General features: G+C 69.1%; 20 protein-coding genes. 12 read left to right on the top strand and 8 right to left on the bottom strand.

All coding sequences use genetic code 11. The annotated features are described in order from the left end of the window. Positions 1-2: 2 nt before the first annotated feature. The 3 genes from ACG83_RS18360 to ACG83_RS18350 all read right to left on the bottom strand — a co-directional run bounded on the left by ACG83_RS18360 (position 3) and on the right by ACG83_RS18350 (position 2,732). Complete coding sequence (locus tag ACG83_RS18360) at positions 3-668, bottom strand: nitroreductase family protein (protein ID WP_152991436.1); 666 nt, start codon at positions 666-668, stop codon at positions 3-5. 66 nt (positions 669-734) lie between these two features. Continuing rightward, on the bottom strand, positions 735-1,457 hold the full coding sequence (locus ACG83_RS18355; RefSeq protein ID WP_054567453.1) for a metal-dependent hydrolase: 723 nt from the start codon (positions 1,455-1,457) through the stop codon (positions 735-737). Positions 1,458-1,622: 165 nt separating this feature from the next. Then, positions 1,623-2,732: an ABC transporter substrate-binding protein gene (locus tag ACG83_RS18350; RefSeq protein ID WP_235497999.1), complete on the bottom strand. Its 1,110-nt coding sequence runs from the start codon at positions 2,730-2,732 to the stop codon at positions 1,623-1,625. A gap of 857 nt (positions 2,733-3,589) precedes the next feature. On the opposite strand from ACG83_RS18350, the gene ACG83_RS47610 reads away from it, so the two are divergent. From ACG83_RS47610 to ACG83_RS18340, 3 genes are all read left to right on the top strand, one after another. Continuing rightward, positions 3,590-3,721 carry a hypothetical protein gene (locus ACG83_RS47610; RefSeq protein ID WP_255354757.1) on the top strand — a complete coding sequence of 44 codons (132 nt, stop codon included), beginning with the start codon at positions 3,590-3,592 and terminating at the stop codon, positions 3,719-3,721. A 315-nt stretch (positions 3,722-4,036) separates the two neighbouring features. Further along, the gene (locus tag ACG83_RS18345) at positions 4,037-5,077 is read left to right on the top strand and encodes an LLM class F420-dependent oxidoreductase (protein WP_054567451.1); all 1,041 of its coding nucleotides are present in this window, start codon (positions 4,037-4,039) and stop codon (positions 5,075-5,077) included. 193 nt (positions 5,078-5,270) lie between these two features. Next, on the top strand, positions 5,271-6,194 hold the full coding sequence (locus tag ACG83_RS18340) for an alpha/beta fold hydrolase (protein ID WP_235497998.1): 924 nt from the start codon (positions 5,271-5,273) through the stop codon (positions 6,192-6,194). Positions 6,195-6,324: 130 nt separating this feature from the next. On the opposite strand, the gene tyrS is transcribed toward ACG83_RS18340, so the two are convergent. Next, positions 6,325-7,551 carry a tyrosine--tRNA ligase gene (gene tyrS / locus ACG83_RS18335; protein ID WP_054567449.1) on the bottom strand — a complete coding sequence of 409 codons (1,227 nt, stop codon included), beginning with the start codon at positions 7,549-7,551 and terminating at the stop codon, positions 6,325-6,327. A gap of 780 nt (positions 7,552-8,331) precedes the next feature. On the opposite strand from tyrS, the gene ACG83_RS18330 reads away from it, so the two are divergent. The 4 genes from ACG83_RS18330 (at position 8,332) to ACG83_RS18315 (ending at position 12,147) form a co-directional block, all read left to right on the top strand. Beyond that, positions 8,332-9,642: an ABC transporter substrate-binding protein gene (locus tag ACG83_RS18330; protein WP_369812899.1), complete on the top strand. Its 1,311-nt coding sequence runs from the start codon at positions 8,332-8,334 to the stop codon at positions 9,640-9,642. A gap of 479 nt (positions 9,643-10,121) precedes the next feature. Continuing rightward, entirely contained in the window at positions 10,122-10,985 is an 864-nt protein-coding gene (locus ACG83_RS18325) for an SDR family NAD(P)-dependent oxidoreductase (RefSeq protein WP_054567447.1), read from the top strand. 21 nt (positions 10,986-11,006) lie between these two features. After that, positions 11,007-11,564: a nuclear transport factor 2 family protein gene (locus ACG83_RS18320; protein ID WP_054567446.1), complete on the top strand. Its 558-nt coding sequence runs from the start codon at positions 11,007-11,009 to the stop codon at positions 11,562-11,564. Between the two features lie 28 nt (positions 11,565-11,592). Further along, entirely contained in the window at positions 11,593-12,147 is a 555-nt protein-coding gene (locus ACG83_RS18315; protein ID WP_054567445.1) for a nuclear transport factor 2 family protein, read from the top strand. A gap of 137 nt (positions 12,148-12,284) precedes the next feature. Here the strand turns inward: ACG83_RS18315 and ACG83_RS18310 are convergent, their stop codons facing one another. The 4 genes from ACG83_RS18310 to ACG83_RS18295 all read right to left on the bottom strand — a co-directional run bounded on the left by ACG83_RS18310 (position 12,285) and on the right by ACG83_RS18295 (position 16,791). Further along, on the bottom strand, positions 12,285-13,469 hold the full coding sequence (locus ACG83_RS18310; RefSeq protein WP_054567444.1) for an amidohydrolase family protein: 1,185 nt from the start codon (positions 13,467-13,469) through the stop codon (positions 12,285-12,287). Positions 13,470-13,509: 40 nt separating this feature from the next. After that, positions 13,510-14,778 carry an acyl-CoA dehydrogenase family protein gene (locus tag ACG83_RS18305; RefSeq protein WP_054567443.1) on the bottom strand — a complete coding sequence of 423 codons (1,269 nt, stop codon included), beginning with the start codon at positions 14,776-14,778 and terminating at the stop codon, positions 13,510-13,512. A gap of 67 nt (positions 14,779-14,845) precedes the next feature. Next, positions 14,846-16,057, bottom strand: a complete 1,212-nt coding sequence (locus tag ACG83_RS18300) for an acyl-CoA dehydrogenase family protein (protein WP_054567442.1) — start codon at positions 16,055-16,057, stop codon at positions 14,846-14,848. Positions 16,058-16,182: 125 nt separating this feature from the next. Then, positions 16,183-16,791, bottom strand: a complete 609-nt coding sequence (locus tag ACG83_RS18295; RefSeq protein WP_054567441.1) for a TetR/AcrR family transcriptional regulator — start codon at positions 16,789-16,791, stop codon at positions 16,183-16,185. A 381-nt stretch (positions 16,792-17,172) separates the two neighbouring features. On the opposite strand from ACG83_RS18295, the gene ACG83_RS18290 reads away from it, so the two are divergent. The 5 genes from ACG83_RS18290 (at position 17,173) to ACG83_RS18270 (ending at position 24,374) form a co-directional block, all read left to right on the top strand. After that, positions 17,173-18,456 (top strand): cytochrome P450, encoded by a 1,284-nt coding sequence (locus tag ACG83_RS18290; protein WP_369812898.1) that lies wholly within the window; start codon positions 17,173-17,175, stop codon positions 18,454-18,456. A gap of 95 nt (positions 18,457-18,551) precedes the next feature. Next, positions 18,552-20,153 (top strand): SMP-30/gluconolactonase/LRE family protein, encoded by a 1,602-nt coding sequence (locus ACG83_RS18285; protein ID WP_054567440.1) that lies wholly within the window; start codon positions 18,552-18,554, stop codon positions 20,151-20,153. A gap of 8 nt (positions 20,154-20,161) precedes the next feature. Continuing rightward, positions 20,162-21,013: an SDR family NAD(P)-dependent oxidoreductase gene (locus ACG83_RS18280; protein WP_054567439.1), complete on the top strand. Its 852-nt coding sequence runs from the start codon at positions 20,162-20,164 to the stop codon at positions 21,011-21,013. 66 nt (positions 21,014-21,079) lie between these two features. Next, the gene (locus ACG83_RS18275) at positions 21,080-22,477 is read left to right on the top strand and encodes an SRPBCC family protein (protein WP_054567438.1); all 1,398 of its coding nucleotides are present in this window, start codon (positions 21,080-21,082) and stop codon (positions 22,475-22,477) included. Positions 22,478-22,547: 70 nt separating this feature from the next. Further along, positions 22,548-24,374, top strand: coding sequence for an NAD(P)/FAD-dependent oxidoreductase (locus ACG83_RS18270; RefSeq protein WP_054567437.1), 1,827 nt, complete (start codon positions 22,548-22,550; stop codon positions 24,372-24,374). Positions 24,375-24,381 lie beyond the last annotated feature (7 nt).

Raw genomic sequence — 24,381 nt, 5'->3', positions numbered from 1 at the left:
CGCTACCAGCGGTCGCGATGCAGGACGGTCTCCAGCGGCTCCCGGGACGCCGGGCGGAAACCGGTGCCGACGGTGTGGGCGACCGGCACCAGCGCACCCTGGGTGTAACCGGGCGGAATACCCAGGAGCTCCGCCACCTCCCCGGCATGGGCCAGATGCAGGGTCGTCCAAGCGGTGCCGAGCCCGCGCAGCCGCGCGGCGAGCATGAAGCTCCAGACCGCGGGCAGCAGCGAACCCCAGAAACCGGCCTGTTGCGCGGCGGGCACCGAGGCGGCGTCACCCTCGATGCACGGAATGACCAGAACCGGCACCCGGTGCAGGTTCTCCGCGAGAAAGCGGGCGGAATCGGTGACCCGGGCCTGGGTCGCGGCACGCTCGCCCTCGTACTGCTCGGTATTGGCCCGGTCCGCGGCGGCCAGATATCCGGCGGCACCCTTGCGGTACGCGTCGGCGATTCCGGCCCGCAGGTCGGGGTCGGTCACCACGAGCCAGTGCCAGCCCTGCCGGTTCGACCCACTCGGGGCCTGCAGCGCGGTCCGCAGGCATTCGTCGATCAGCGCCGGCTCGACCGGGCGGTCCAGGTCGAGCCGCTTACGGACGCTGCGTGTTGTGGTCAGCAACTGCTCGGGCGTCAGATCAGCGGTCAGATCAGGCTCAGGCAGGGCCACCGGACGCTCCTTGCACTCCGCACCCGACAGGCGCGGTCCTCGGGAAAGGGACACCGGCACGTTAACTCAGCCCGTCGGGATGCGGCCGAACCAGAGGAACGGGTCGTCGCCGACCAGAGTGCCGGTCGTCAGGATGACCGCGGCGCAGAACAGGACCGGGACGACGACCTTCCGCTCGACCGTGCCGTTCGTCCGGGGCACCAGGACCGTCTCCATCCGCCAGTTCACCGGCCACAGCAACGGGCATCCGCGTGGGGTGAGGCAGTCTCCGAGCAGATGGGCCAGGGCACCGATCGTGACGGCGTAGCCGGCGAAGCCCATGTCGAGGTCGCGCATCAGGTACACCGCGATCCCGGCCGTCAGGCAGTCCTTCAGCCCGGACCAGACGTCGTGCCCCTTGAAGTCCAGGCCGAGCCCACGCAGCCCGAAACCGACCAGCACGAACAGCGCGGCCCACCAGCCGTACCGGAAATGCTCCGCCAGCAGCCCCATGAGGATTCCCATGGCGACCGCGAACAGCAGCGAATGGGTGGCGTGCCGATGGCCGCCGGACAGGCGGCTCACCCACCGGCACAACGTCTTCGTCAGCGGCCCCAGCGTGTTGGCTATCCGGCCCGACGGGTGGTCGATGTCGGGCAGCAGGCCCGAGCCGGCGGCCACGACCGCACCGGCGATCAGCTGGCTGGAGGACAGCGACAGCGCGTGCGAACCCAGCAGCTCCTCCCGCGAGAGCAGCGGAGCGGCGGCCAACCAGGCCACTCCGCCGCTCAACACGTGCGTCTGCCCCATCACGTCGCATCATTCCCAATGATCGGCACCGGCGGACTTTAGCGGGTACGGCACCCACAGCGCACGTGACGCGCCAAGAGGACATCCCTGGACGAGATGGGCCGCCGGCCGGCGGTGGATGTCGGACAGCCGGTGCCCTCCACCGCCGCGCCGCAGGGGAGCGCCTCAGTCCAGCCGGTCCCCGCAGAAGTCGGTCTCCACGACCTCCATGCCGGTGCCGGCCGCGTTCACCCGGCTGAACGAGTAACACTGCTCGACCTTGCCGAAGTCCGCGTCGAAGTCGATCGTGTTGGTCAGGCCGCCGGCGTTGTAGTCCTTCACCGCGCGCAGGCCGTCGATGAAGCCCTGCCGCGTCGGGCAGTCGCCGGACTCCTCCAGACCGCGGACATAGATGTCCCCGACGAGGTAGCCGACCAGCGCCAGGGTCTCGTTGGGGTTCTGGAGCGAGGGCGCGTAGGCGGAGATGGCATTGCGGTAGGCGGTGTTCGCCGGTGACTCCACTTCCAGCGGCAGATAGCTGGTGAAGGTGGTGACGCCGGCAAGGTTGGTACCGTACTGCGCGAGCAGCTCCGGGGTGGGAGCCTGGGCGGCGCTGAGAATCACGTTGAGCTGCAGGCCCGCTTCGCGTACCGCGGAGATGATCTTCGCGGTGCCGGGTGCATCGAGGTTGCCGACGAACGTGTCGGCACCGTCCGTCCTGATGCGCCGGATGACCTCCGCGATCTGGCTGGCCGACGGGTCGTTGTCACCGGCCACCAGGACGGAGGGGATCCCGACCGCGTCGAAACTGGCGGTGAACTGGCGCGCGAGCGGTGTCGACACCGACGAGTCGAGACCGTTGTGGTAGATGATCGCGCGGGTTCCGCCGTGTTTCTTGGCGAACTTGCCGAAGGTGTTCACCGTGCCCGTGCCGGAGAAGTTGTAGGCGAAGGTGAACATGTTGCGGTTCTTCGCCCACACGTCCTCGACGGCGAGGCCGACAACCGGGACCCCGGCCTTCGTCAGGTAATCGGCGCCGCCGCCGGTCACCACACTGCCCTCGAGGACGGCGAAGACCCGCTCCTTCTCGATCAGCTCCTGGCTCACCGAGAGATTCAGTGACGCAGTGCTCTCGTCGTTGCGCGGCGTGAGGACGAGGTGACGGCCGTTGACACCGCCGGCGGCGTTCGCGACCCCGAAGCGCGCATCCACCCCGGCCCGGAACGCGGTGAAGACGTCGGCCGCCATCCCGGTGTCCGGATAGATGAGGCCGGCGTTCACCTGATTGGCGGTCACGCCAGGCGTGTTGCAGTCCGCTCTGTCGGCTGCCGTTGTTCCTCCGAGGCAGGCCGATAACGTCGTCGCGCTGAACAAGGCCGCAGCACAGCACGCCGCCGAATACTTGATCCTCACTATGCGCATCTCCCGAGGCGGATCTTGACCCAATTGGATGTCGTCCTTTTCGGGCCGCCAGCGTAGCGGACTATAGCAGCACGATCTCGGCGGTGGTGACCGTTGGGTAGTCGGACATCTCCGCGTTCAGGCGGGTGCGCCGGCCCGGTGTGGGTCAGATCTGCGCCGCGCCATGAAAGACCTCCATGTCGAAACCGCTGCAAGCAAGGTGTGTTTCGCTGCCTGTCTGCTTGTCCGCGGGCTTGTCTCCGCCGTGGGCACCTTACCTAACGGACGGTCAGCTGACCGGAGTGATGCGCGGGTGTTGTGCCTCCATCGTCCGTCGGAATTCCCGTCACTGCGTTTCGCCTGCGGCTGGGAGGGCGATGACCACGGCCATCGTGACGCGAACCGAGGAGTGATCGACAAGGTCGGGTGGAAACAGGCCGTCGGTTGTTGGTCGCGGGCCGCGCCGCCGGGGCGGACCGCAGTGCAGATGATCCGGGCGTCGCGGCGGGCCCGCGATGGCACGCATGGATGCCGAAAAGGGCACGGCTAGGTGCCTGCCCGCAGTGGTGGGCCGTGGCCGGAAAAGGCACCCCGCGGCCGGCGGCCGGATATCAGAAGAAGGTCGTGGGAAGTTTTCGGTGCGTCTACTCCGTGGTCGGATGATTCAACGTCCGAGGAATGATGACGGAGCCCGAGCCAACCGTTCCCGAACCTCCTGGTCCGGATTTCGTTTTGTCTCGACCCGATTTGGCGTGGGCTTCCCCGTCCCGTCGCTGTTCGAGCGCCCGCGCGCTGGGGGATTCTCGGCGGATCGGCTGGTCGAGACCTTCTCGAAGGTCGAGTTCAGCGAGACCGCGAAGGCATCACGCGGCGGCGTGACCTGACGCCCAGTCAGGCCCGGCCTGGCGGGCCTGGCCAGACCTGGGGCGGCGCGAAGCTGCTGAGCCGGTCATCTCCCAAGGCGCCCGATCCGCCCTTGCTGGTCAGCCGGCAGGGGCGGATCGGGCGGCGGCGTCGAGGTGTTGTTGCCATCGGCGGTGGACAGGTGGCCCGTGACGGGTGCTGCCGGTAGCCTGCCGATCGCGACATGACGCGACGCGGCCGACCGCTTGACGACGCAACGGGCTGCCGGGCGGCCGGCTGGCCGTCGCCGGGACGCTGGACTGACCCACCGGGTACGGAGCAGGAGGCGAGTTCCCATGCGGATCGGGATGCCGCTGAACTACAGCGGAGGTTTCACCGAGACGGTCGCCGAGCTCGGCGACTTCGAACGGGCGGGTCTGGGGATCGTCTTCGTCCCGGAGGCCTATTCGTTCGACGCGGTGAGCCAGCTCGGTTTTCTGGCCGCCCGCACCGAACGGGTCGAGATCGCCTCGGGGATCCTGCCGATCTACACCCGGACGCCCACGCTGACGGCGATGACCGCGGCCGGGCTCGACTTCGTCTCCGGCGGCCGGTTCACACTGGGCATCGGGGCGTCCGGTCCCCAGGTCATCGAGGGCTTTCATGGTGTGCCCTACGATGCGCCGCTCGGCCGGACCCGGGAGGTCGTCGAGATCTGCCGAGCGGTGTGGCGGCGGGAGAAGGTCGAGTACAGCGGTCGTTACTACACCCTGCCGCTGCCGCCGGAGCGCGGCACCGGCCTGGGGAAGCCACTGAAGATCATCAACCGCCCGGTACGGGAGCGGATTCCGGTGCTCCTGGCCGCGATCGGCCCGAAGAACGTGGCGATGGCCGCGGAGATCGCCGAGGGCTGGGAGCCCTTCTTCTTCCACCCGGAGAAGGCCCGCGAGGTGTGGGGCGAGGCGCTGGCCGACGGCACGGCCCGCCGCGACCCGCGGCTCGGCCCGCTGGACGTCGTCGTCGCGGCGCCGTTGGCGATCGGCGAGGACCTCGACGGTCTGCTCGACCTGATGCGTCCGTCGGTGGCGCTTTACATCGGCGGGATGGGCGCGAAGGGACGGAACTTCTACAACGACCTCGCCCGGCGGTACGGCTACGTCCGGGAGGCCGAGCTCATCCAGGATCTGTACCTGGCCGGGAAGAAGAAGGAAGCCGAGGCTGCGGTTCCGATCGAGCTGCTGCGGGCGACCGCTCTCATCGGGCCGGCCGGCTACATCCAGGAGCGGCTGGCCGCCTATGCGCAGGCGGGGGCGACAACCCTGAACGTGACCCCGCTCGCGCCCGACCATCGTTCTCGGGTGGCCGCCATCGAACAGGTGCGTGGCTGGCTCTCCTGACGGCAGCCCCGACCGTGGCGCCGAATCCGATCTCGGGTGGGCTGTCACACAGACCGCGCGCGGTGCCCGCGGTCGCGGGCCGCGCAGAACAGTGGCGTGGTTTGCTGGACAGGCCAGCGACAGGAGGGGCCGGCGGACGGAACGCCCGCGGTTGCGACAAGGCCTGGCGCGGATGAAGGGGACGAAGCGACCGATGATTCTGCGAGAGCAGGTGTCCTTCGACGGCGCCGGGGTACGCCTGGCGGGCGACCGGTGGGATCCGCCCGGCGGCGAGCGCAGGGGCTTCGTCCTCCTGCTGCACGGTGGCGGGCAGACCAGGCACTCCTGGCAGCGGACGGGGGAGCGGCTCGCCGGCCTCGGGTGGGCGGCGATCTCCGTCGACGCCCGTGGGCACGGCGACAGCGAGTGGGCGCCGGACGGTGACTACAGCCATCGGTCCCTGGTGGCCGACGTCGGGGCGATCGCGCGCCAGCTCGATGAACCACCGGTCCTCGTCGGTGCGTCGATGGGGGGCATGGCGGCGCTCGTCGCCCAGAGCGAGGACCCGGAACTCGGCCGTGCGCTGGTGCTGGTCGACATCACACCGCGGATCGAACCCGCCGGCACGGACAAGATCTTCGCCTTCATGTCCTCGGCGCCGGACGGCTTCGCGTCGCTGGAGGAGGCGTCCGACGCCATCAGCGCCTACAACCCGCACCGCAAACGGCCCACGAACCTCGAAGGCCTGAAGAAGAACCTGCGACACCGGGACGGGCGCTGGTTCTGGCACTGGGATCCCGCCTTCATGACCATTCGTGACGAGGCGGAACGCGGTTTCAGCGAGCTGGCCACCAAGCGGGCGGCGCACCCCGCCGAAGCCGTCGTGCCGGCGCCATCCGCCCAGCCCGAACTGCTGTACGACGCCGCCCGGGCGATCCGGGTGCCCGCCCTGCTGGTGCGGGGTCGTCAGTCGGACATCGTCAGCGAGGAGGGCGCGGCGGAACTGCTGCAGCTCATCCCGCACGCCGAGTACGTCGACGTCACCGGCGCGGGCCACATGGTCGCCGGGGACGACAACGACGTTTTCGCGGGCAGGCTCGGTGGATTTCTCGACCGGCTTCCACCCTTGGCCGGCTGAGCGGAACAGCCGAACAACGGTCGGAACCCGCGCCGGAGCCGCCTGCGCCGGAGTCATCGGTGCGGTGGGCTCCGGCGCCGACCGGTGCGGGCGGCCGCCGGCCGACGGGGGTCGACGGACCGGGCGCCGCTCAGTCCGCCGGGCTGTGTGAGACCTGGAACCAGCGGCGCTTGCCGAGCTTCACCGGCACCGGCTCGGAGCCCACGGTGATGACGGCGTCGGTGTCGTCGATCCGGTCGTCGCCCACGGTGACACCGCCCTGCTGGATGAGTCGCCGCAGGTCGCCGTTGGACGGCCCCGCCCCGAGCAGGGTGCGCATGAGATCGAGGACCTTCATCGATGCTGTGTCGAGCACGACGTGCTCGGCGTCGGCGGGTACCTGACGGCGGCTGAAGGTCGTGATGAACCAGTCCCGCTCGGCGGCGGCCGCGGCCTCGCCGTCCCAACGGGTCACGATCGCGGTGGCCATGTCGTACTTCGCCTCGATCGGCGCTGTCTCCTGCTTGCTCAGCACCGCGCGGATCGCGTCCTCCGGTAGATCGCTGTAGACCGTGAGGTACTGGCCGACGTACTGGTCGGGAACCCGCATGAGACGACCGAACTTCTCGCGCGGGCTGTGATTGATGGCGACGTAGTTGCCGAGGCTCTTGCTCTGCTTCTCTCCGCCGTCGATACCCGGGGTTATCTTCGTGGTGATGACGACCTGCGGGGCCTGCCCCTCCTTCTCCTGGAGCGACCGGCCCATCATCTCGTTGAAAAGCTGGTCACTGCCGATGATGGTCAGGTCCGCGCGCAGGCACACCGAGTCCCAGCCCTGGATGATCGGGTATACCAGCTCATGGGCGGCGATCGACTGGCCCTCGCTCATCCGCTTACGGAACATATCCCGCGAAAGCAGCCGGTCCACGGTGACCCGGGACATCACGGTCAGCAGCTCCGACGGTGTCATCGCGTTCAGCCACTCGGAGTTCGGCCGGATCTCGAGTAGTTCGGGATCGGTCCGCAGCACCCGGGTGGCCTGCTCCTGAATCTGCTTCGCGTTCGCCTCGATCTCCTCGCGGGCGAGGACCGGGCGCGTTTTGCTCTTACCGGTGGGGTCGCCGATCTGCGTCGTGAAGTCGCCGAGCAGAAGTACGACCCGGTGCCCGAGATCCTGCAGCGCCCGGTACATCCACAGATTCACCGCATGGCCGATGTGAAGATGCGGCGCGGTCAGGTCGACACCGTATTTCATAATCAGCTGCCGGCCACTCAGCAGCCGCGTGCGCAGCTCTTCGAGCGTCAGTATCTCGTCGGTCGTGCGCGCGAACTCGCTGAGGAGGCGGTCGACGTGCGCCCGGTCATTGATGACAGACATCTGGATCCTTGTGAGAGCTGATAATGAATCATCGTATCATGGTCGAGGTGGGCGACCGCTGATCCGGGTGGCCGGCAAGGCGGGGGTGCCGGCTCCGTGCATTGACCGAAACTTCGTCCGGGAACCGCGACTGAAGCGGTGCCGAAATCAACGGATTGGTCGTCCGTGTGTGATATCGGGTTCCACTCCCGGGGTGGTTGGACGGTGGGTCCGGGTGTCGCGGGTGACTTGCGGTGCCCCTGGCCCTGCCGGACCCGATCTGCCTGAGGCCGGACCCGAGGTGCCGGGTGAGTGGCCTGGGTGTGGCGGAGTCGGGGTGGCTGTCGTCCACTGCCAGCCTCGGCGTGCACTGTCCATAACGCGGCGCCCCGGGCCCATAACGCGGTGCCGCGGGCCCATGGTGCGGTGCCCCGGGCGTACCGCGGGTGCCGGGAGGTGGTCGGCGGCCAGGTCTGATGGGCGCGGTGGTGGGCATCCGGGCAGTGCGGCGAGCCCCGCTTCTTCCTAGCCGTTCGGCAGGTACTGCGGTGCGCTCTCGTCGCAGTTGTTCGAACCCGGAGGGTGATCGGCGGGTGTCGCGACAGGCCTGCTCCGTGGCAAGCCTGGTTCGGATGGGCACCACGGGTAGTGGCCGGCCTGCCCGTGGCCGGATTTCCGGTAACCGTTGATTGCGGCTCCGTGGGTTCTGTTGGGATTTCCCTGTGATGCTGCGAACCTCACACAAAGACAACTGTCCCTGGTCGTTAACATGCGAAACCATGTGCCCGGTTAACGGGTTGCGTGGATGGCCTGCGGCGTGGCGCCACCCGGGCATTTGGTCATCTGCGGCTGCCGGCTTCCAGGCTCCGTTGTCGATGTCGGGTTCGCGTTGGAGAACAAATGACCTTAAGAAGACTGTCAGGGCTGTCCGGGGCTGTGGTGGCAGTCACACTTCTGGCGGGTGCGGCAAGTTGCAGCTCCGGGTCCGGCAGCGATGGTGTGGTGGCGTGTACCGGGCCCGGTGTGACTGCGGACCAGGTCAGACTCGGCATGGTTCTCTCTGATTCGGGCCCCGGCAGCGACGCATTTTCGTCGGCCCGTGCCGGCGTGAACGCGCGGCTTGGGGTGGCGAACGCGGCCGGCGGAGTGAATGGGCGCCGAATCACCTATGAATGGCGCGACGACACCAGCTCGCAGTTGGAGAGCAATCAGGTGGCGCAGGACCTGGTCAAGGACGGGGTTTTCGGTCTTCTCCCGGTGACCACGGTGTTCGGCGATGCGCTGGAAAGCCTGAAGAACAGCGGTGTTCCGGTGGTGGGCTTCGCGTCGCTGTCGACATGGGCGCGCTACCAGAACTTCTTCTCCTACGGGTACGTTGTCGACCCGACGGCCATCGCCCGCTACATCCAGCAGGCAGGCGGCAGCAAGGTCGGCTTCGTGATGACCGGTTCGGTGGACTCCGCGCTGCAGACCGCCCAGGAATACCGAGACGCCTTCGAGCGGTCCGGGCTCAGGACGACCGAGACGGTTCCGTACGTGCACGGGGTCGACAGCCCGAACCAGACGATCTCGAAGCTGATCGCCGCCGACGCCGACACGATCATCGGTTTCACCGTCCCGACCGACCTGGCCGAGCTCGTCGTCGCGGCGCGGAACATGGGGATGAACCTGAAGTCGACCGTCTCGCTCGTCGGATATGACCAGAGCCAGCTGCCGACGGTGGGGCGGGATCTGGCGGGCGTCTCGTTCGACGTGCATTTCCGCCCGTTCGAGTCGTCCGACCCGGCCGTCGAGAGCTACCGGGCCGCAATGGCCAAGTACTCGCCGGAGACCCAGCCGGCCCAGCAGTTCGCCATGCTCGGCTACATCTACGCCGACATGTTCGTCAAGGGGCTCGAACAGGCCGGCACCTGCCCGACCAGGCAGAGCTTCATGACCGGGCTGCGTGCGGTGCACGACTACAACGCGGGCGGTCTCATTGAGACGCTCGACTTCGCGACGAACGCGTCCGTTCCCCTGAGCTGCTACGCCTTCGTGCGTATCAACGCGACGGGCACGGATTTCGAAGTGGTCAACGAGCGCCTCTGCGGCAGCGGCACGGGCGGTCAGTAACCGCTGGTCCCCCGCGCGGCCCTGGAGTCACCTCGCCCAGGGTCGCGCGGGGCCGTGCCTCACCCCGCGCGGCCGAGCGTGGACGTCATCACGCCAGGGCCGTGCCTCGCGCGCCGCGCGTCTCCTGCCTCACGCGTCCGGCGTATATCGTCCCCCCGCGCCCCGCGCCCCGCGTGGGATCTCGCCTCTCGCGGACGCGCGATGCTGATTCTGCATCGGACGTGAATCGTCCCGAGTTCTATCACGCCTTGTTGACGTGAAACAGATCTATCCTTGCAAGGATTGTGCCTTGTATCCTGACGTGCGTCGCCCAGAGCGCCGCCATCCGTGGGATGGAACCGCCCGCCCATCAGCCTGATGGCCGGTGGTGGCGGCACGCCGGACATCCGCGCACGCCGAGAACCGCCTTGGCGGCAATCCCGGGTGCGCCGCGGCGGGGCGCGAACAACCGGGTCATGAAAATCCAGACTGGAGTACTCATGGGCTCCCTTGCGGGAAAGGTCGCCGTCGTCACCGGCGCCAGCAGAGGAATCGGGAAGGGAATAGCGCTCGCGCTCGGCGACGAAGGTGCCACGGTCTACGTCACGGGACGATCGGTGCAGCCGGGGTCGCATCCACTGCCGGGAACGGTGGGTGAAACCGCGGCCGAGGTGGACCGCCGCGGTGGCCGGGGAATCGCCGTGCAGGTCGACCACGCCGACGACGAACAGGTTGCCGCGCTGTTCGAACGGGTCGAACGTGAACAGGGCCGCCTGGACCTGCTGGTGAACAATGCCTTCTCGCTGCCCGAGGACCTGACGGAGCCGCGCCCGTTCTGGGAGAAGCCGCTTTCGAACTGGGAGATGGTGGATGTCGGGGTCAGGTCGAACTTCGTAGCGGCGTGGCACGCGGCGCGGCTGATGACCCCTCGAGGGCAGGGGCTCATCGTCGCGATCTCAGGATTTGTCGGGGTGACCTACACCTACGGCGTCGTCTTCGGAACCTGCAAGTCCGCGGTCGACCGGATGGCGCGGGACATGGCGATCGAACTGCGGCCGCATGGTGTGACCTCGTTGTCGTTGTGGCAGGGGCTCACCTTCACCGAGCGGGCCCGGCGGAACCTGGCGCGGGACCCGTCGATGACGTCCCAGCAGGTCACGGACCCTGCGATCGGCTGCTCACCGGAGTTCCCCGGCCGCGTCATCGCCGCCCTGTCGGTGGACCCGGACCTGTTGGAACGGTCGGGCGGCACCTTCATCACAGCCGAGGTAGCGGCTGACTACGGCATTACCGACATCGACGGCCGGGTGATCCCCTCGGTGCGCGCGCAGCGTGGCTCGCCGATCTGGTCACCGGTGCAGTGAAAAACATCCCAAGGAGGAACGATGACGACGGAAACAGGCCCGGAGAAGCTCGCGAGGCTTCTTGAGGTGCTTGACCGGCAGGACATCCTGGACTGCCTCACCCGGTTCAGTCGAGGTATGGACCGCTTCGATCGGGAGCTTTTCCTGTCCGCCTTCCACGACGATGCCGTCATCGCGGCGGGGCCGTTTGTCGGTGGGCCCGGAGAGCTGTACGACTGGGCTTCGGCGCTGCACGACCAGGGCCAGGTGGCGACCCATCACAACCTGTTGAACGTCACGTATGACATCGACGGGGAGACGGCGCACACCGAGACCTACTATCTGTTCGTCGGCCGTAACCGCGACGAGACCAACTGGATCGCCGGCGGTCGCTATCTGGACCGCCTGGACAAGCGTGCCGGAGAGTGGCGCATCTCGCTGCGTACGAACGCGGTGGAGTGGTCGGGGCTGGTTCCCACGCTCGACATCCCGTTCACCGACATCCCGGATATCCACCTCAACGGAACGCCTGGCCGTGGAAAGGGCGATCCCTCCTACCGGCGGCCGCTCACGAACCTGCGCGCCCCGCAGATCCCCTGAGCCGAGAAAGAACGAGGACCTTCAGGACATGAGTATCAATGCCGACACCGACAGTGCGATAGACACCGACGATTTGAGGTACGTCGTCGACCAGGCGCGGATCCGGGACTGTGTGGTCCGCCTCGCCCGCGGCGAGGACCGGCGCGACGCCGACCTGATCAGCAGCGCCTACTGGCCGGAGGCGACCGACGACCACGGTGTCTTCGTCGGGGCGCTGAACGAGTACCTGGACTGGGTGGTGCCGGGTGCCGAGGCGATCTCGGTGACCTTACACACGCTCGGTCAGAGCCTGATCGACATCCAGGGCGCGCAGGCATCGGTGGAAACCCATGTGACCGCCTACCACCGCATCGACCTGGGTGAGCAGGAACATGACATCGTGATCGGCGGGCGGTATCTGGACAGGTTCTCCCGACGTGGGCGGGAGTGGCGCATCGAGCATCGCACGATGCTCTACGACTGGCTCCGGGACTTCGGGGAGTCGGTCGACTGGTCGCAGGGGGTGCTGGGCATGCCGTTCCTCGGTAACCACTACGTCGGCCGGTCCACCGGTGACCACAGCGTGACGTTCTTCGCCGGCTGATCGCCCGGAAGCGGGTGGCCCGTACCGGCTGGACCGGTGCGGGCCACCCGCGCAGCGCGGCCCGCGCTGTTCCTGCGGGGCTGCGCCTGCGGGGCTGCGCCTGCGGGGCGCCGCGTGCCGCGCTGAGCGGTGAGCTGCTACCTGCTCGCGGGGAGGTTCATGAGCCGGGCGAGGTTCTCGCCCATCATCTTGCGGACCAGTGGCTCCGGCAGATGCGCGAGCTCGTCCACATAGCTGAGCGGACTGGCCAGGCCCTCCGGGTGCGGATAGTCCGAGCCGAACAGCACGTGGTCCTCGCCGAGGAGCTCGGCCAGGGTGCCGAGGTCCTCCTCCCAGAACGGGCTGATGTAGATGTTGCGCCGCACGACGTCGACCGGGTTCTCCAGGAAGTCCTGCGGCATCTTCTTGTACAGGTTCTTCATGGCCGTGAGCAGCGGCGCGACCCAGCTCATGCCGTTCTCGACGATGGCGACCTTCAGCCGTGGGAACCGGGAGAGCGCGCCGTGGCAGACGAGCGCCGAGACGGCGTCCTCCACCGGCCGCCAGGCCTGCAGCATCTGGAAGGTGTTGGGCTGGAACGGCAGCATCTCGCGGTTGCGGCCCATCCAGTCGCTGCTGTAGCGGGCGTAGCCGCTGTCGGAGGAGTGCAGGGCGACGAGGATGTCGGCCTCCTGCACCCGTGCCCAGAACGGGTCGAACTCGGGCAGCCCGAACGACCGTGGCCCGCGCAGCCCGGGAACGGGCGCGGGCCGGATGAGAACGACCTTGGCGCCGCGCTCGAGGACCCACTCGAGTTCCTCGATGGCCTTGTCCACGATCGGCAGCGTGATGACCGGCGTGGTGAAGATCCGGTCGGCGTAGTTGAACTGCCAGGTCTCGTACAGCCATTCGTTGAGGGAGTGCACGACGGCGTGGACGAGGTCCACGTCATCGCGCATCCGCTCCTCGAGCAGGCTCGCCAGGGTCGGGAACATGAGCGTGCGCGCCAGCCCCTGCTCGTCCATGAGCGCCAGGCGGGCGGCGGGTTCCCGCCAGGCGTCGATGGACCGCACCGGCTTGCCGAAGATCTCCCGCGCGGACTTCCCCTCGGGGTTTCCGTGACGGTAGTAGTCCTCCTGCGCGCCGGGCCGGGCGACGACGTCGAAGGTCGGGTTCGGAATGTAGTCGCTGATCTGGCCACGCACGACGATCTTCGTCCGGCCGTGCACGTCGACGTAGTCGATGGCGCCCTTGTAGCGTTCGGGCAGGAACTTCGTGAACGCGTCCCGGGTCTCGTATAAATGGTTGTCGGCGTCGAAGACCGAGATGTCGTGGATGGACATCGCACCTCCTGGGTGAATCCGTGAGGGGAGCTGTGGGGGACTAACGGCCTGATCCGCCGCGCGGGACGTCGCGGAAGGCCCGGTCGCGGTCCATCGCCACCTCCCGCGGCATTCCGAGTACCCGCTCGCTGATGACGTTGCGGGCGATCTCGGTGGTTCCGCCGCCGATGCAGGTCGTCTGGCGCAGCAGGAAGTCGTTGCCGCACTCGGCGACGGAGCCGTCGTCCGACGCCCAGGCGGCGCCGGCCGATCCGGCGATCTCGAACGCCATCGAGGTCACCCGGGTCGACGAGAGCCCGGCGAACAGCCGCCCGATCGCCGCGGACTGGTCGGGCATCCGCCGCGCGGCGATACCGCGGCCGATCCGGCTCTGCAGCGCCTCGCGGACGAGGTCGATCACCCGGCCCTCGCCGATCAGCTCACGGGTGCGCGGGTCGTCGAGGCGACCGGCGTCACGGGCCACATCGACCAGGAAGGTCGCGTCGACGCCGCCGTAGGACCAGCCGGCGGGCACGGTGACGAACGGCGAGTTGTGCAGCATCCGCTCGTGGAACATCCAGCGGGTGCCGACCGTCCAGCCGTCGTCGACCTCGCCGACCCGGTCGCTGTCGGGGACGCGGACGTCGGTGAGGAACTCCTGACAGAACTCCTTGTTGCCGTTGAGCATCTCGATGCGCTGCACATCCACGCCGTCCTGGCGGATCGGCAGGATGAAGACCGTCAGGCCACGGTGTTTCGGGGCGTCCCAGTTGGTCCGGGCCAGGCACAGCGCCCAGTCCGACCACCAGGCCCCGGTCGTCCAGATCTTGGAGCCGTTCAGGATCCAGTCATCGCCGTCCCTGACCGCACTGGTCAGGACCCCGGCGACATCCGAGCCGCTGCTCGGTTCGGACAGGAACTGCATCCAGATCTCGTCGCCACGCAGAATCGCGGGAAGGTGGCGCAGCTTCTGTTCGTCGGTGCCGAACTCCAGCAGCACCGCGGCGCACGGCGAGAACGTCGGGGCCTGAATGCGGGCCGGGTACTCGTAGCCCGTGATCTCCTCGTTGAACGCACGCTGATGGGCCGGGGTGAGGCCCTGCCCGCCGTACACCCGGGGGAAACAGATCCCGGCGAGCCCGGCGTCGAACAGCATCCGCTGGATCTCCCGCTCGCGGGCCACCTCGGCGAGCTCCTCGGCGTCGGTCAGGCGTGCCCGCATCACCCCGGTCCTCTCGCTCGTGACGAGCGGCGCCAGGTTCGCGCGAATCCAGGCCCGGGCCCGCGCCCGGAACTCCTCGACGCCTTCCTGATCGGGGGAGGAAGTCATTGAGCCTTTTCCATCTCACTATTGTCGAGCGCTGTAGGCATAGGTCGGATCCGACGATGGAAAAGGCTCATTCCTGCTCCTTGCGATGCTCGACGAGGCCGGCGACTCGCTGGCGGTGTTCGGCCGGAGTTCCGTACATGGCCCGACTGACCGTGCCGCGGCGCAGGAAGAGATGCAGGTCGTGCTCGTATGTGACGCCGATCCCGCCATGGAGCTGGACGCATTCCTGCAGCAGCTCGGTGCCGTTGTCGCCGATGTACGACTTCGCCGCGCTGACCAGCTCGGCGGCCTCGGGCGAGCGGGCGTCCACCGCGGCGGCGGCCGCGTCGCTGATGGCGTGGGCGGCTTCCAGCCAGGTCTTCAGATCGGCGAAACGGTGCTTCAGCGCCTGGTAGGAGGCGAGCGGGCGCCCGTAGGAGTAGCGCTCGAAGGCCCACCGGACCGTCAGCTCGAAGGCGGCCTGCATGGCGCCGACAGCCTCGGCGCCGCTGATGACGATGGCGCGCTGGAGCTGGCGTTCGACCTGGTCGGCGGCCTCACCCACCGCGCCGACCACCTGGTCGAGGCCGACGTGCACGTCGTCGAAACGCACGGTGGCGAAGCGCCGGTTCAGCTCGACCGTGCGTAGCGGGTCGATGGCGAGCCCCGCGACGCCCGGGTCGCCGGCAGCGGCGGCACCGGCGGCACCGGCAGTACCGCCGGTGTCGCCGGTGCCGCCGGGGGAGACCAGCACCTGGGTCAGGCCCCGCTCCCCGTGGGCGGTCACCAGCAGGTGGCCGGCCTGGCCGGCGGCCTCGACCGGGCGGGCGACGCCGCGCAGGACGAGGCTGTCGCCCTCCACCCGGTAGCTGACCCCGGTGCTGCCGAGCCGGTCCAGCGGCGGCGGGCCGCCCAGACACCAGGAGGCCACGGCGGTTCCGGCCAGCAGCTCGCCCAGCGCCGAGGCCTGCGCCGGGTGGTTCGCTCCGCCGGCCTCCGCCAGCGTCGCGGCAACCACGTTCGTCGAGGTCAGCGGCCCGGGTGCGGAGCGCAGCCCGAACTCGTGCGCGACCAGGGTCAGGTCGACGAGCCCGGCGCCGCTGACGGAGCCGCCGCCCTGTTCCTCACCGACGAGCAGGGACGTCCACCCCAGCTCGGCGCCTTCGCGCCAGTAGTCGGGTTCGAACCCCGCGGCGTTGGTGCGCAGCGCGCGCACGACGTCGGCCGGGACCCGATCGGCCAGGAAGCGCGCTGTCGCCTCCCGGAGCACCTCCTGGTCAGGACTCAACTCCAGCAGCATGACTCGTCACCTTGCGTCACGTGGCTCTCCGGCTCTCCGGCTCTGCCTCTGGCGCTGGCTCTGCGCCTCTGCCTGCGCCCGTGCCTCTGCCTGCGCCTGCGCCTGCCGGTCGTCTGGTCAGCTCGTCACGATACGGACCGGCGGTCCACATCGGCAAGGGAAGGCGGCGCAACGCTGGGGAAGGCGAGCCGGTGCAGCCCGGCGCGAACCTGGTCGAGGGCCATGCCGCGCACGGACACCAGGTAGTCCACGACGTCGGCCCGCAACGCGGTGGACAGGATGTGGGTCAGGTACTCGGTGTCGTCGTGCGGGTGCGTGATCGTGAGCCGCCGCGCAAGCTCGTCCAGCCAGTACCGGCTCGACGAATGCGCGTAGTACGAGTGCGGCACCCGGTGCTCGAGGGCGCGGATCAGGGTGCGGTTGGCCCACACGAAGTCGAACAGCGTGTCGAGCAGGGCGTGCAGCGCCTCCAGCGGCTCACCGCCGGGCCCCACCGGTGGCGGGCCGTGGTGGACGAGCCGGCGCATCGCGGCGGCGCGGGGCAGCAGCACCGCCTCGATCAGGGCCGTGCGGTCGCCGAACCGCCGGAAGATCGTTCCCTTGCCGACCCCGGCGTGGCGGGCGATGTCGTTCATCGACACCTCCTCGACGCCGTCGCGGTCGAACAGCTCCGCGGCCGCCGCCAGGATCGCGGCCCGGTTACGGGCAGCATCGGCTCGCTCCGGTCCGGTCACCCTGCACCCCCTTCTCCATGGTTGACGAGGACGATCTTCCCGCCGACCTCTTGCCGATGTGGACCGCCGGTCCGTATCGTGACGGCCTAGTTCGTACGGCTGGCCGATCACGATGCGACATCCCCTACGCCCCAGGGCGGACCGTGGTGAGGCGTGGTGGTCGCCGGGCGATGATCCGGGGTGCCGGGCACCTGTCACCGGGCGCCCGCCCCGAGTCTGACCAGCACACCGGCATCGGTGCGCCGACAACAGCAGACCAGAAAACGACCGCCGGGGTCGCCCACTTCCCCGACCAGCAGGACCCACCTTCACGACCAGCAGGACACGACCAGCAGGACACGGCCAGCAGGACACACCGCCAGGCGGTGTCGAAGGGATGCGGTGCAGACGGTGAAAGACATCGAGGCCATCGACTTCTTCCGGGGCGACGAGCTCGTCGAGGACCCGTACCCGTACTTTCACGCGCTGCGTAACGAGTGCCCGGTCCGCAAGGAGCCGCATCACGGCGTCGTCATGGTCACCGGCTACGACGAGGCGGTCTCGGTCTTCCACGACTCCGAGCACTTCTCGTCCTGCATCTCGGTGACCGGCCCGTTCCCGGGCTTCCCCGTTCCGCTGGTGGGCGACGACATCTCCGAGCTGATCGAGCGGCACCGCGCCGAGCTCCCGATGAGCGACCAGCTGCCGACCTTCGACCCGCCGGTGCACACCGACCACCGTGCGCTGCTCATGCGGCTGATCACGCCGAAGCGGCTGAAGGAGAACGAGGAGTTCATCTGGCGGCTCGCGGACCGTCTGCTCGACACCTACCTCCCGCCCGGCGAGGGCGAGTTCATCACCGGTTTCGCCGGCCCGTTCGCGCTGCTGGTCATCGCGGACCTGCTCGGCGTGCCGGAGGAGGACCAGGAGGAGTTCATGGACCGGCTGCAGCGCCGGCCGCAGACCGGTGGCGTCGGCGCCACCGGCGACGACCACATGACGCACTCGCCGCTGCAGTTCCTCTACGACCGCTTCAGCACCTACATCGAGGACCGCCGCCGCGACCCGCGCGACGACGTCCTGACGGGGCTGGCGACCGCGACGTTCCCGGACGGCACGGTCCCCGAGGTGATCGACGTCGTGCGGGTCGCCGCCAATCTCTTCTCCGCCGGGCAGGAGACGACCGTCCGGCTGGTCAGCACCGCGCTGAAGGTGATGGCCGAGCGGCCCGAACTGCAGGCGCTGCTGCGCCGCGAGCGTGACCGCATCCCGAACTTCATCGAGGAGACGCTGCGGCTGGAGAGCCCGGTCAAGGGCGACTTCCGGCTCTCCCGCGTCCCGGTCACCGTCGGCGGCGTCGACCTCCCGGCGGGAACCACGGTCATGGTGGTCAACGGCGCCGCGAACCGCGATCCGCAGCGGTTCGCCGACCCCGACACCTTCGACGTCTCCCGGTCGAACGCCCGTCAGCACATCGCCTTCGGGCGTGGCATCCACTCCTGCCCCGGCGCGCCGCTGGCCCGGGCCGAGGCACGGGCCGGCATCGAGCGGCTGCTCGACCGCACCAGCGACATCAGGATCTCCGAGCGCGTGCACGGCCCGGCCGACGCGCGCAACTACCGCTACCTACCGACGTTCATCCTGCGCGGCCTGACCCATCTGCAGCTGGAGTTCACCCCGGCCTGACCCGCCGGCGACGCGACGAGACCAGCAGGCGACGAGACCAGCAACCCGAAGCAAGTGCTCACCCAGACAACGAGGTTTCCGGGAGTACGTCACAAATGTCGTTATCAGGCGCGCGCTACACCAGTTCCACGTCCATCAGCCTCGCCGACGGGTGGAGCTTCGAACGGCTCACTCCGCCGAGCCGGCTGTTCGGCGCCAACGGACTGCGCACCGGCCCCGACGGCCGGGTCTACGTGGCGCAGGTGACCGGTAGCCAGATCAGTGCCCTCGACGTCGAGACCGGAGCGCTGGAGACCATCAGCGCCAAGGGCGGCGACATCATCGCCCCGGACGACCTCGCCTTCGGCCCGGACGGCAACCTCTACGCCACCGAGGTCATGGACGGGCGGGTCAGCGTCCGCGGCGCCGACGGCCGGAGCCGGGTACTGCGCGACGACCTGCCCAGTGCGAACGGCATCACGGTCCATCAGGGCCGGCTGTTCATCAACGAGTGCCGCATCGGCGGACGTCTCATGGAGCTCGACCTGGCCGGCGGCGCGCCCCGGATCCTGGCCGAGGACCTGGCGATGCCCAACGCGATGGAGGTCGGCCCGGACGGCCTCCTGTACTACCCGGTGATGGGCACCAACGACATCTGGCGGATCCACCCCGACGGCGGAGAGCCGGAGCGGGTCGCCGGCGACCTCGGCGTCCCCGACTCGGTCAAGTTCGACGCCGAGGGCTTCATCGTCTCCACCCAGGTCCACAGCGGCCAGGTGCTGCGGATCAACCCGCGCAACGGCGACCGCACCGTGCTGGCCCAGCTGGAGCCGGGCCTGGACAACTGCACCTTCGTCGGGGACCGGCTGTTCGTCTCGAGATTCACCGGTGAGATCACGGAGATCCTCGGCGGTGGCGAGACCCGCACGACGCTGCCCGGCGGGCTGACCTGGCCGCTGGACCTGACCGTCGACGCCGAGGGCAACCTCTACGTCGCCGACGGCACCTTCTTCTACCTGCTGCCCCGCGGCGGCGGGCTGCAGACGCTCGGCATGCTGTTCACGCCGAACTACCCGGGCTTCGCGCGCAGCGTCCAGGCGGTCGGCGGGGGCGAGTTCATCGTCGGCACCGCCAGCGGCACGGTGGTGCGCTGGCGCCCGGCCAGCCAGGAGTCGGAGATCCTCGCCGAGGGCCTCGACCAGGTCTACGGTGTCGCCGTCGCCGCGACCGGGGTCATCGCCACCGCCGACTTCGGCACCGGCGAGGTGCTGCTCGTCCGCTCCGGCGGCCAGAAGGAGGTCGCGGCCTCCGGCCTGTCCAAGCCGCTCGGCGTGGCCTTCGCCCCCGACGGCACGCTGCTCGTCTCGGAGTCGGGCGCGGGCCGGGTCGTCGCGATCAGCGGTTCCAAGGTCGAACCGGTGGTCGACAGCCTGTCCGACCCGCAGGGCATCCTGGTGCGCGGTGGCCGGCTCTACATCGTCGACGCGGGCAGCAAGGAGCTCATCAGCACCGACCTCAGTGGCAACGACCGGCAGACGATCGCCGGCAACCTGCCGCTCGGCGCCCCGGCCGGCGTGATCCCCAAGCCGCTGCGCGGTATGCAGCCGTTCTCCGGCCCGCAGGGCCCGTTCGCGGGCATCGACGCCGGGCCCGACGGCACGCTGTACGTCTCCGCCGACGCCGAGGGCAGCGTGCTGGCCCTCACCCACGCGGGCTGACCGGCGCCATGACGGACAAGGACTTCTTCGGCCTGGACGGCCGCGTCGTCATCGTCTCCGGCGCGGGCGGCGGCGGCATCGGCACCTCGGTGGCCCGGCTGATCGCCACCGCCGGGGCGACCGTGGTCGCGGTCAGCCGCTCCCAGGAAAACCTCGACACCCATGTCGCCCCGCTCGCGGACGAGGGCCTCGCGGTCATCCCCGTCGCCGCCGACGCCGCCACCGACGAGGGCATCGCCACCGCCCTCGCGGCGGCCGAGCAGGCCAGCGGTGACCTGTACGGCCTGGTCAACATCGCCGGCGGCGCGGGGCCCGCGACCTGGATGCCCGCGACCCGGGTTACCCGCGCGGACTGGCGGGATCTGTTCGCCTGGAACCTGGAGACGATGTTCTTCATGAGCCAGGCGGTCGCCGCCCGGCTGCGCTCGGCGGGCCGCCCCGGCTCGATCGTGTCGCTCTCCTCGATCAGCGGGATGAACTCCGCGCCGCTGCACATCGCCTACGGCACCGCGAAGGCGGCACTGGTCGCCGCGACCCGCACCCTGGCCGTGGAACTGGCCGCCGAGAACATCCGGGTCAACGCGATCGCCCCCGGCGTGACCGCGACCCCGGCCTCGGGCACCTACGTCGACGAGGACCCGGAGCGTGACCTCCGGGCCATCGCGATGGGCCGGCGCGCGCGGCCCGAGGAGCAGGCCTCGGCGATCCTGTTCCTGCTCTCCGAGCTTTCGAGCTACATCACCGGCCAGACGATTCTGGTGGACGGCGGCCTCAACCTGAAGTGGACCCATCTCGGGGCCGACAACACGTCCCTCTTCCTCAAGGACGAGAACTTCCGCGCCGCCATCACGCGCCCGTAGTACCGGCAACCGACGATCACCCCTTTGGTAAACCGACTATCTCCTCACGCGGGTTGGAGAAATGTCATGACGGAAACCGTCGAGAACATCCAGGAACCGGGCGCAGCGGTGCCCCCGGCGCCGGCGGCCGAGCGGTTCTCGGAGCCGCTCACCATCGGTGTGGAGGCGTACCTCTCACCGGAGTACGCCCGCGCCGAGCGCGACAGACTGTGGCGCAAGGTGTGGCAGCAGGCCGGCCGGGTCGAGGAGATCCCCAAGGTCGGCGACTTCCTCACCTACGAGATCCTCGACGACTCGATCATCATCGTGCGTACGGCGCCGGACCGGATCCGCGCTTACCACAACGTCTGCTCGCACCGGGGCCGGCCGCTGGTCGACGTCGCGCCGGGTGCCCACGACGCCCGCGGCCGCAAGCGGCAGTGGGTCTGCGGGTTCCACGGATGGCGGTACAACCTGGACGGCGAGAACACGTTCATCGCCGAGCGCGACGACTGGAAGTGCGGCCTGACCGAGGCGAACACCCGGCTGCCCGAGGTGAAGGTCGACACCTGGGGCGGCTGGCTGTGGATCAACCTGGATCCCGAGGCCGGCCCGCTGCGGGAGTACCTGGAGCCCGCGGCCACCCTGCTCGACCCGTTCCAGCTGCAGAACATGCGGTTCCGGTGGCGCAGGTGGCTCGTCTTCGACTGCAACTGGAAGGTCGCCCTCGAGGCCTTCATGGAGACCTACCACGTGCCGTACACGCACCCGGAGTTCATGAGCTTCGGTGCCTTCCTCGGCTGGTCCCGGGCCCAGGGCATCCACAGCAACATCGGGTACGACGCGCCCAAGAACATGGACGAGAACCAGGCGAAGCTGCGGGTGGGCAGCGGTGCCGACGCGCGGCTGTCCACCGCCGAGCTGCAGAACTTCACCTGGGAGAACGCCAACACCAACACGACGAAGACCCTCGTCGACGTCGCGAACCGGCTGGCCGACGACCTGCCGGAGGGCACCCCGCCGGCCGAGGTGCTCCAGCACTGGCTGGCCACCGCCCGGGCCGAGGACGCCGCCCGCGGTGTGGTGTGGCCGACCGTCGAACCGGCCGCGGTGGGCGCCAGCGGGACGGCCTGGCAGATCTTCCCGAACTTCCAGATCGGCCACGCGCTGAACAACATGCTCTGCTACAGCGCCCGGCCCTACGGCTACGACCCGGACAAGTGCATCTTCGAGGCGGCCGTCTACGAGCTGTTCCCCGAGGGCGAGGAACCGGCGACCGAGTGGGAGTTCACCCCGCCGGACGACCCGGGCTGGCGCACCGTCCTTCCGCAGGACTTCTCCAACATGGCCGCGATCCAGCGGGGCATGAAGACCGCCGGTTTCACCGGGCCGAAGCCGAACCCGTACCGCGAGCGCACCGTGGTGAACCTGCACCACAACCTGGCCCGCTACATGGGCACCGGCGAACCGCGCCCGCTCACCTAGAACCTCGTCCAGAACCGCGCCGTCAAAGCCACCTCACCGCGTCACCGATATCACGAACCGAGGACCTCGCATGTCCCAGTGCGCTCCCACCGAGACGCCCGAGATCGACCAGGAAGCCCTCAGAACGAAATACCTTCACGAGCGGGACAGGCGGCTGCGGACCGATGGCCAGCACCAGTACCTGGTCGCCGAGGGCGGTTTAGAGGAGTTCCACACCGCGGACCCGTACATGCCGGTCGTGCCGCGGCTGCCGATCACCGAGGAGATCGAGGTCGCCGTCCTCGGCGGTGGCTTCGCCGGCCTCATCGCCGCGGCCCGGATCAGGCAGGCCGGCGTCGAGGACGTCCGGATCATCGAGCACGCCGGTGACTTCGGCGGGGCCTGGTACTGGAACCGCTACCCGGGCATCCAGTGCGACACCGACAGCTACTGCTACCTGCCGCTGCTCGAAGAGACCGGCTACATGCCGAAGCAGAAGTACGCCTTCGGTGACGAGGCCTATGAGCACTGCCAGCGCATCGGAAAGCATTTCGGCCTCTACGACAAGGCCATCTTCCACACCCTGGTCCGCTCCCTGGAATGGGACTCGGAGATCCGGCGCTGGCGGATCGGCACCAACCGGGACGACGAGATCCTGGCGCGTTTCGTCGTCATGTGCCAGGGGCCGTTCAACAAGCCGAAGCTGCCGGGCATCCCCGGGCTGGAGACGTTCACCGGGCACACCATCCACACCGCCCGCTGGGACTACGAGTACTCCGGTGGCACCCTCAGCGGCGGGCTGGACAGGCTCGCCGGCAAGAAGGTCGCGGTCGTCGGCACCGGCGCCAGCGGTGTGCAGGTCATCCCGCACATCGCGAAGGCGGCGGAGCACCTGTACGTCCTGCAGCGCACGGCGTCGTCCATCGACGAGCGCGGTGACGTGCCGACCGACCCGGAGTGGGCCGCGTCGCTGAAGCCCGGCTGGCAGGCCGAGCGCCAGCGCAACTTCCACACCGCCGCGTTCGAGGCCTTCGGGCCGGGCCAGCCGGATCTCGTCTGCGACGGCTGGACCGAGATCAGCCGCAACCTGGCCGCGCATCTGGACGCCACCAGCGGCTGGGCGGCGCTCGCCGATCCCGCGAAGTTCGTGGAGCTGCGGGAGACCGTCGACTACCAGGTCATGGAGCGGCTGCGCGCGCGCATCGACGAGATCGTCGAGGACCCGGCGACGGCCGAGATCCTCAAGCCGTACTACCGCTTCCTGTGCAAGCGGCCCTGCTTCAACGACCAGTACCTGCCGACGTTCAACCGCCCGAACGTCACCCTGATCGACGTCGCCGACACGAAGGGCGTCGAGCGGATCACCGAGAAGGGCTTCGTCGCGCACGGCGTCGAGTACGAGGTCGACCTCATCGTCTTCGCCAGCGGCTTCGAGATCACCACCGACCTCGACCGCCGGTTCGGCATCGCGCCGTACGCCGGCCGGGACGGCCTCTCGCTCTACGACAACTGGGGCGAGGGCTACCGCACGCTGCACGGCATCATGACCCACGGGTTCCCGAACCAGTTCTTCACCGGGTTCGTCCAGGGCGGCGTCACCGCCAGCACGACGCAGATGTTCGTGCAGCAGGCCGACCACATCGCGTACGTCATCTCCACCGCGCTCGAGCGCGGCGCCACCTCGGTGGAGCCGACCCTCGAGGCGCAGGACGCCTGGGTCTCGACCATCCGGGCCGGCGCGATCGACAACAGCAACTTCGAGCGGGAATGCACGCCCGGCTACTACAACAGCGAGGGCGAGAAGAAGCGCCGCTCGCATCTGGGCGACCCCTACTGGCCCGGCTTCTACGTGCTGGAGGACCTGTTCAAGGCCTGGCGCGACACCGGTGAGCTCGAAGGCCTCGTCCTCGACAAGTGACCGGGCC

Origin of the sequence: Frankia sp. R43, assembly GCF_001306465.1 — a bacterium.
GTDB classification, from domain to species: Bacteria; Actinomycetota; Actinomycetes; order Frankiales; family Frankiaceae; genus Parafrankia; species Parafrankia irregularis.
The sequence above is the reverse complement of the archived record's forward strand: the minus strand, read 5'-3'. Positions and strand labels throughout refer to the sequence as shown.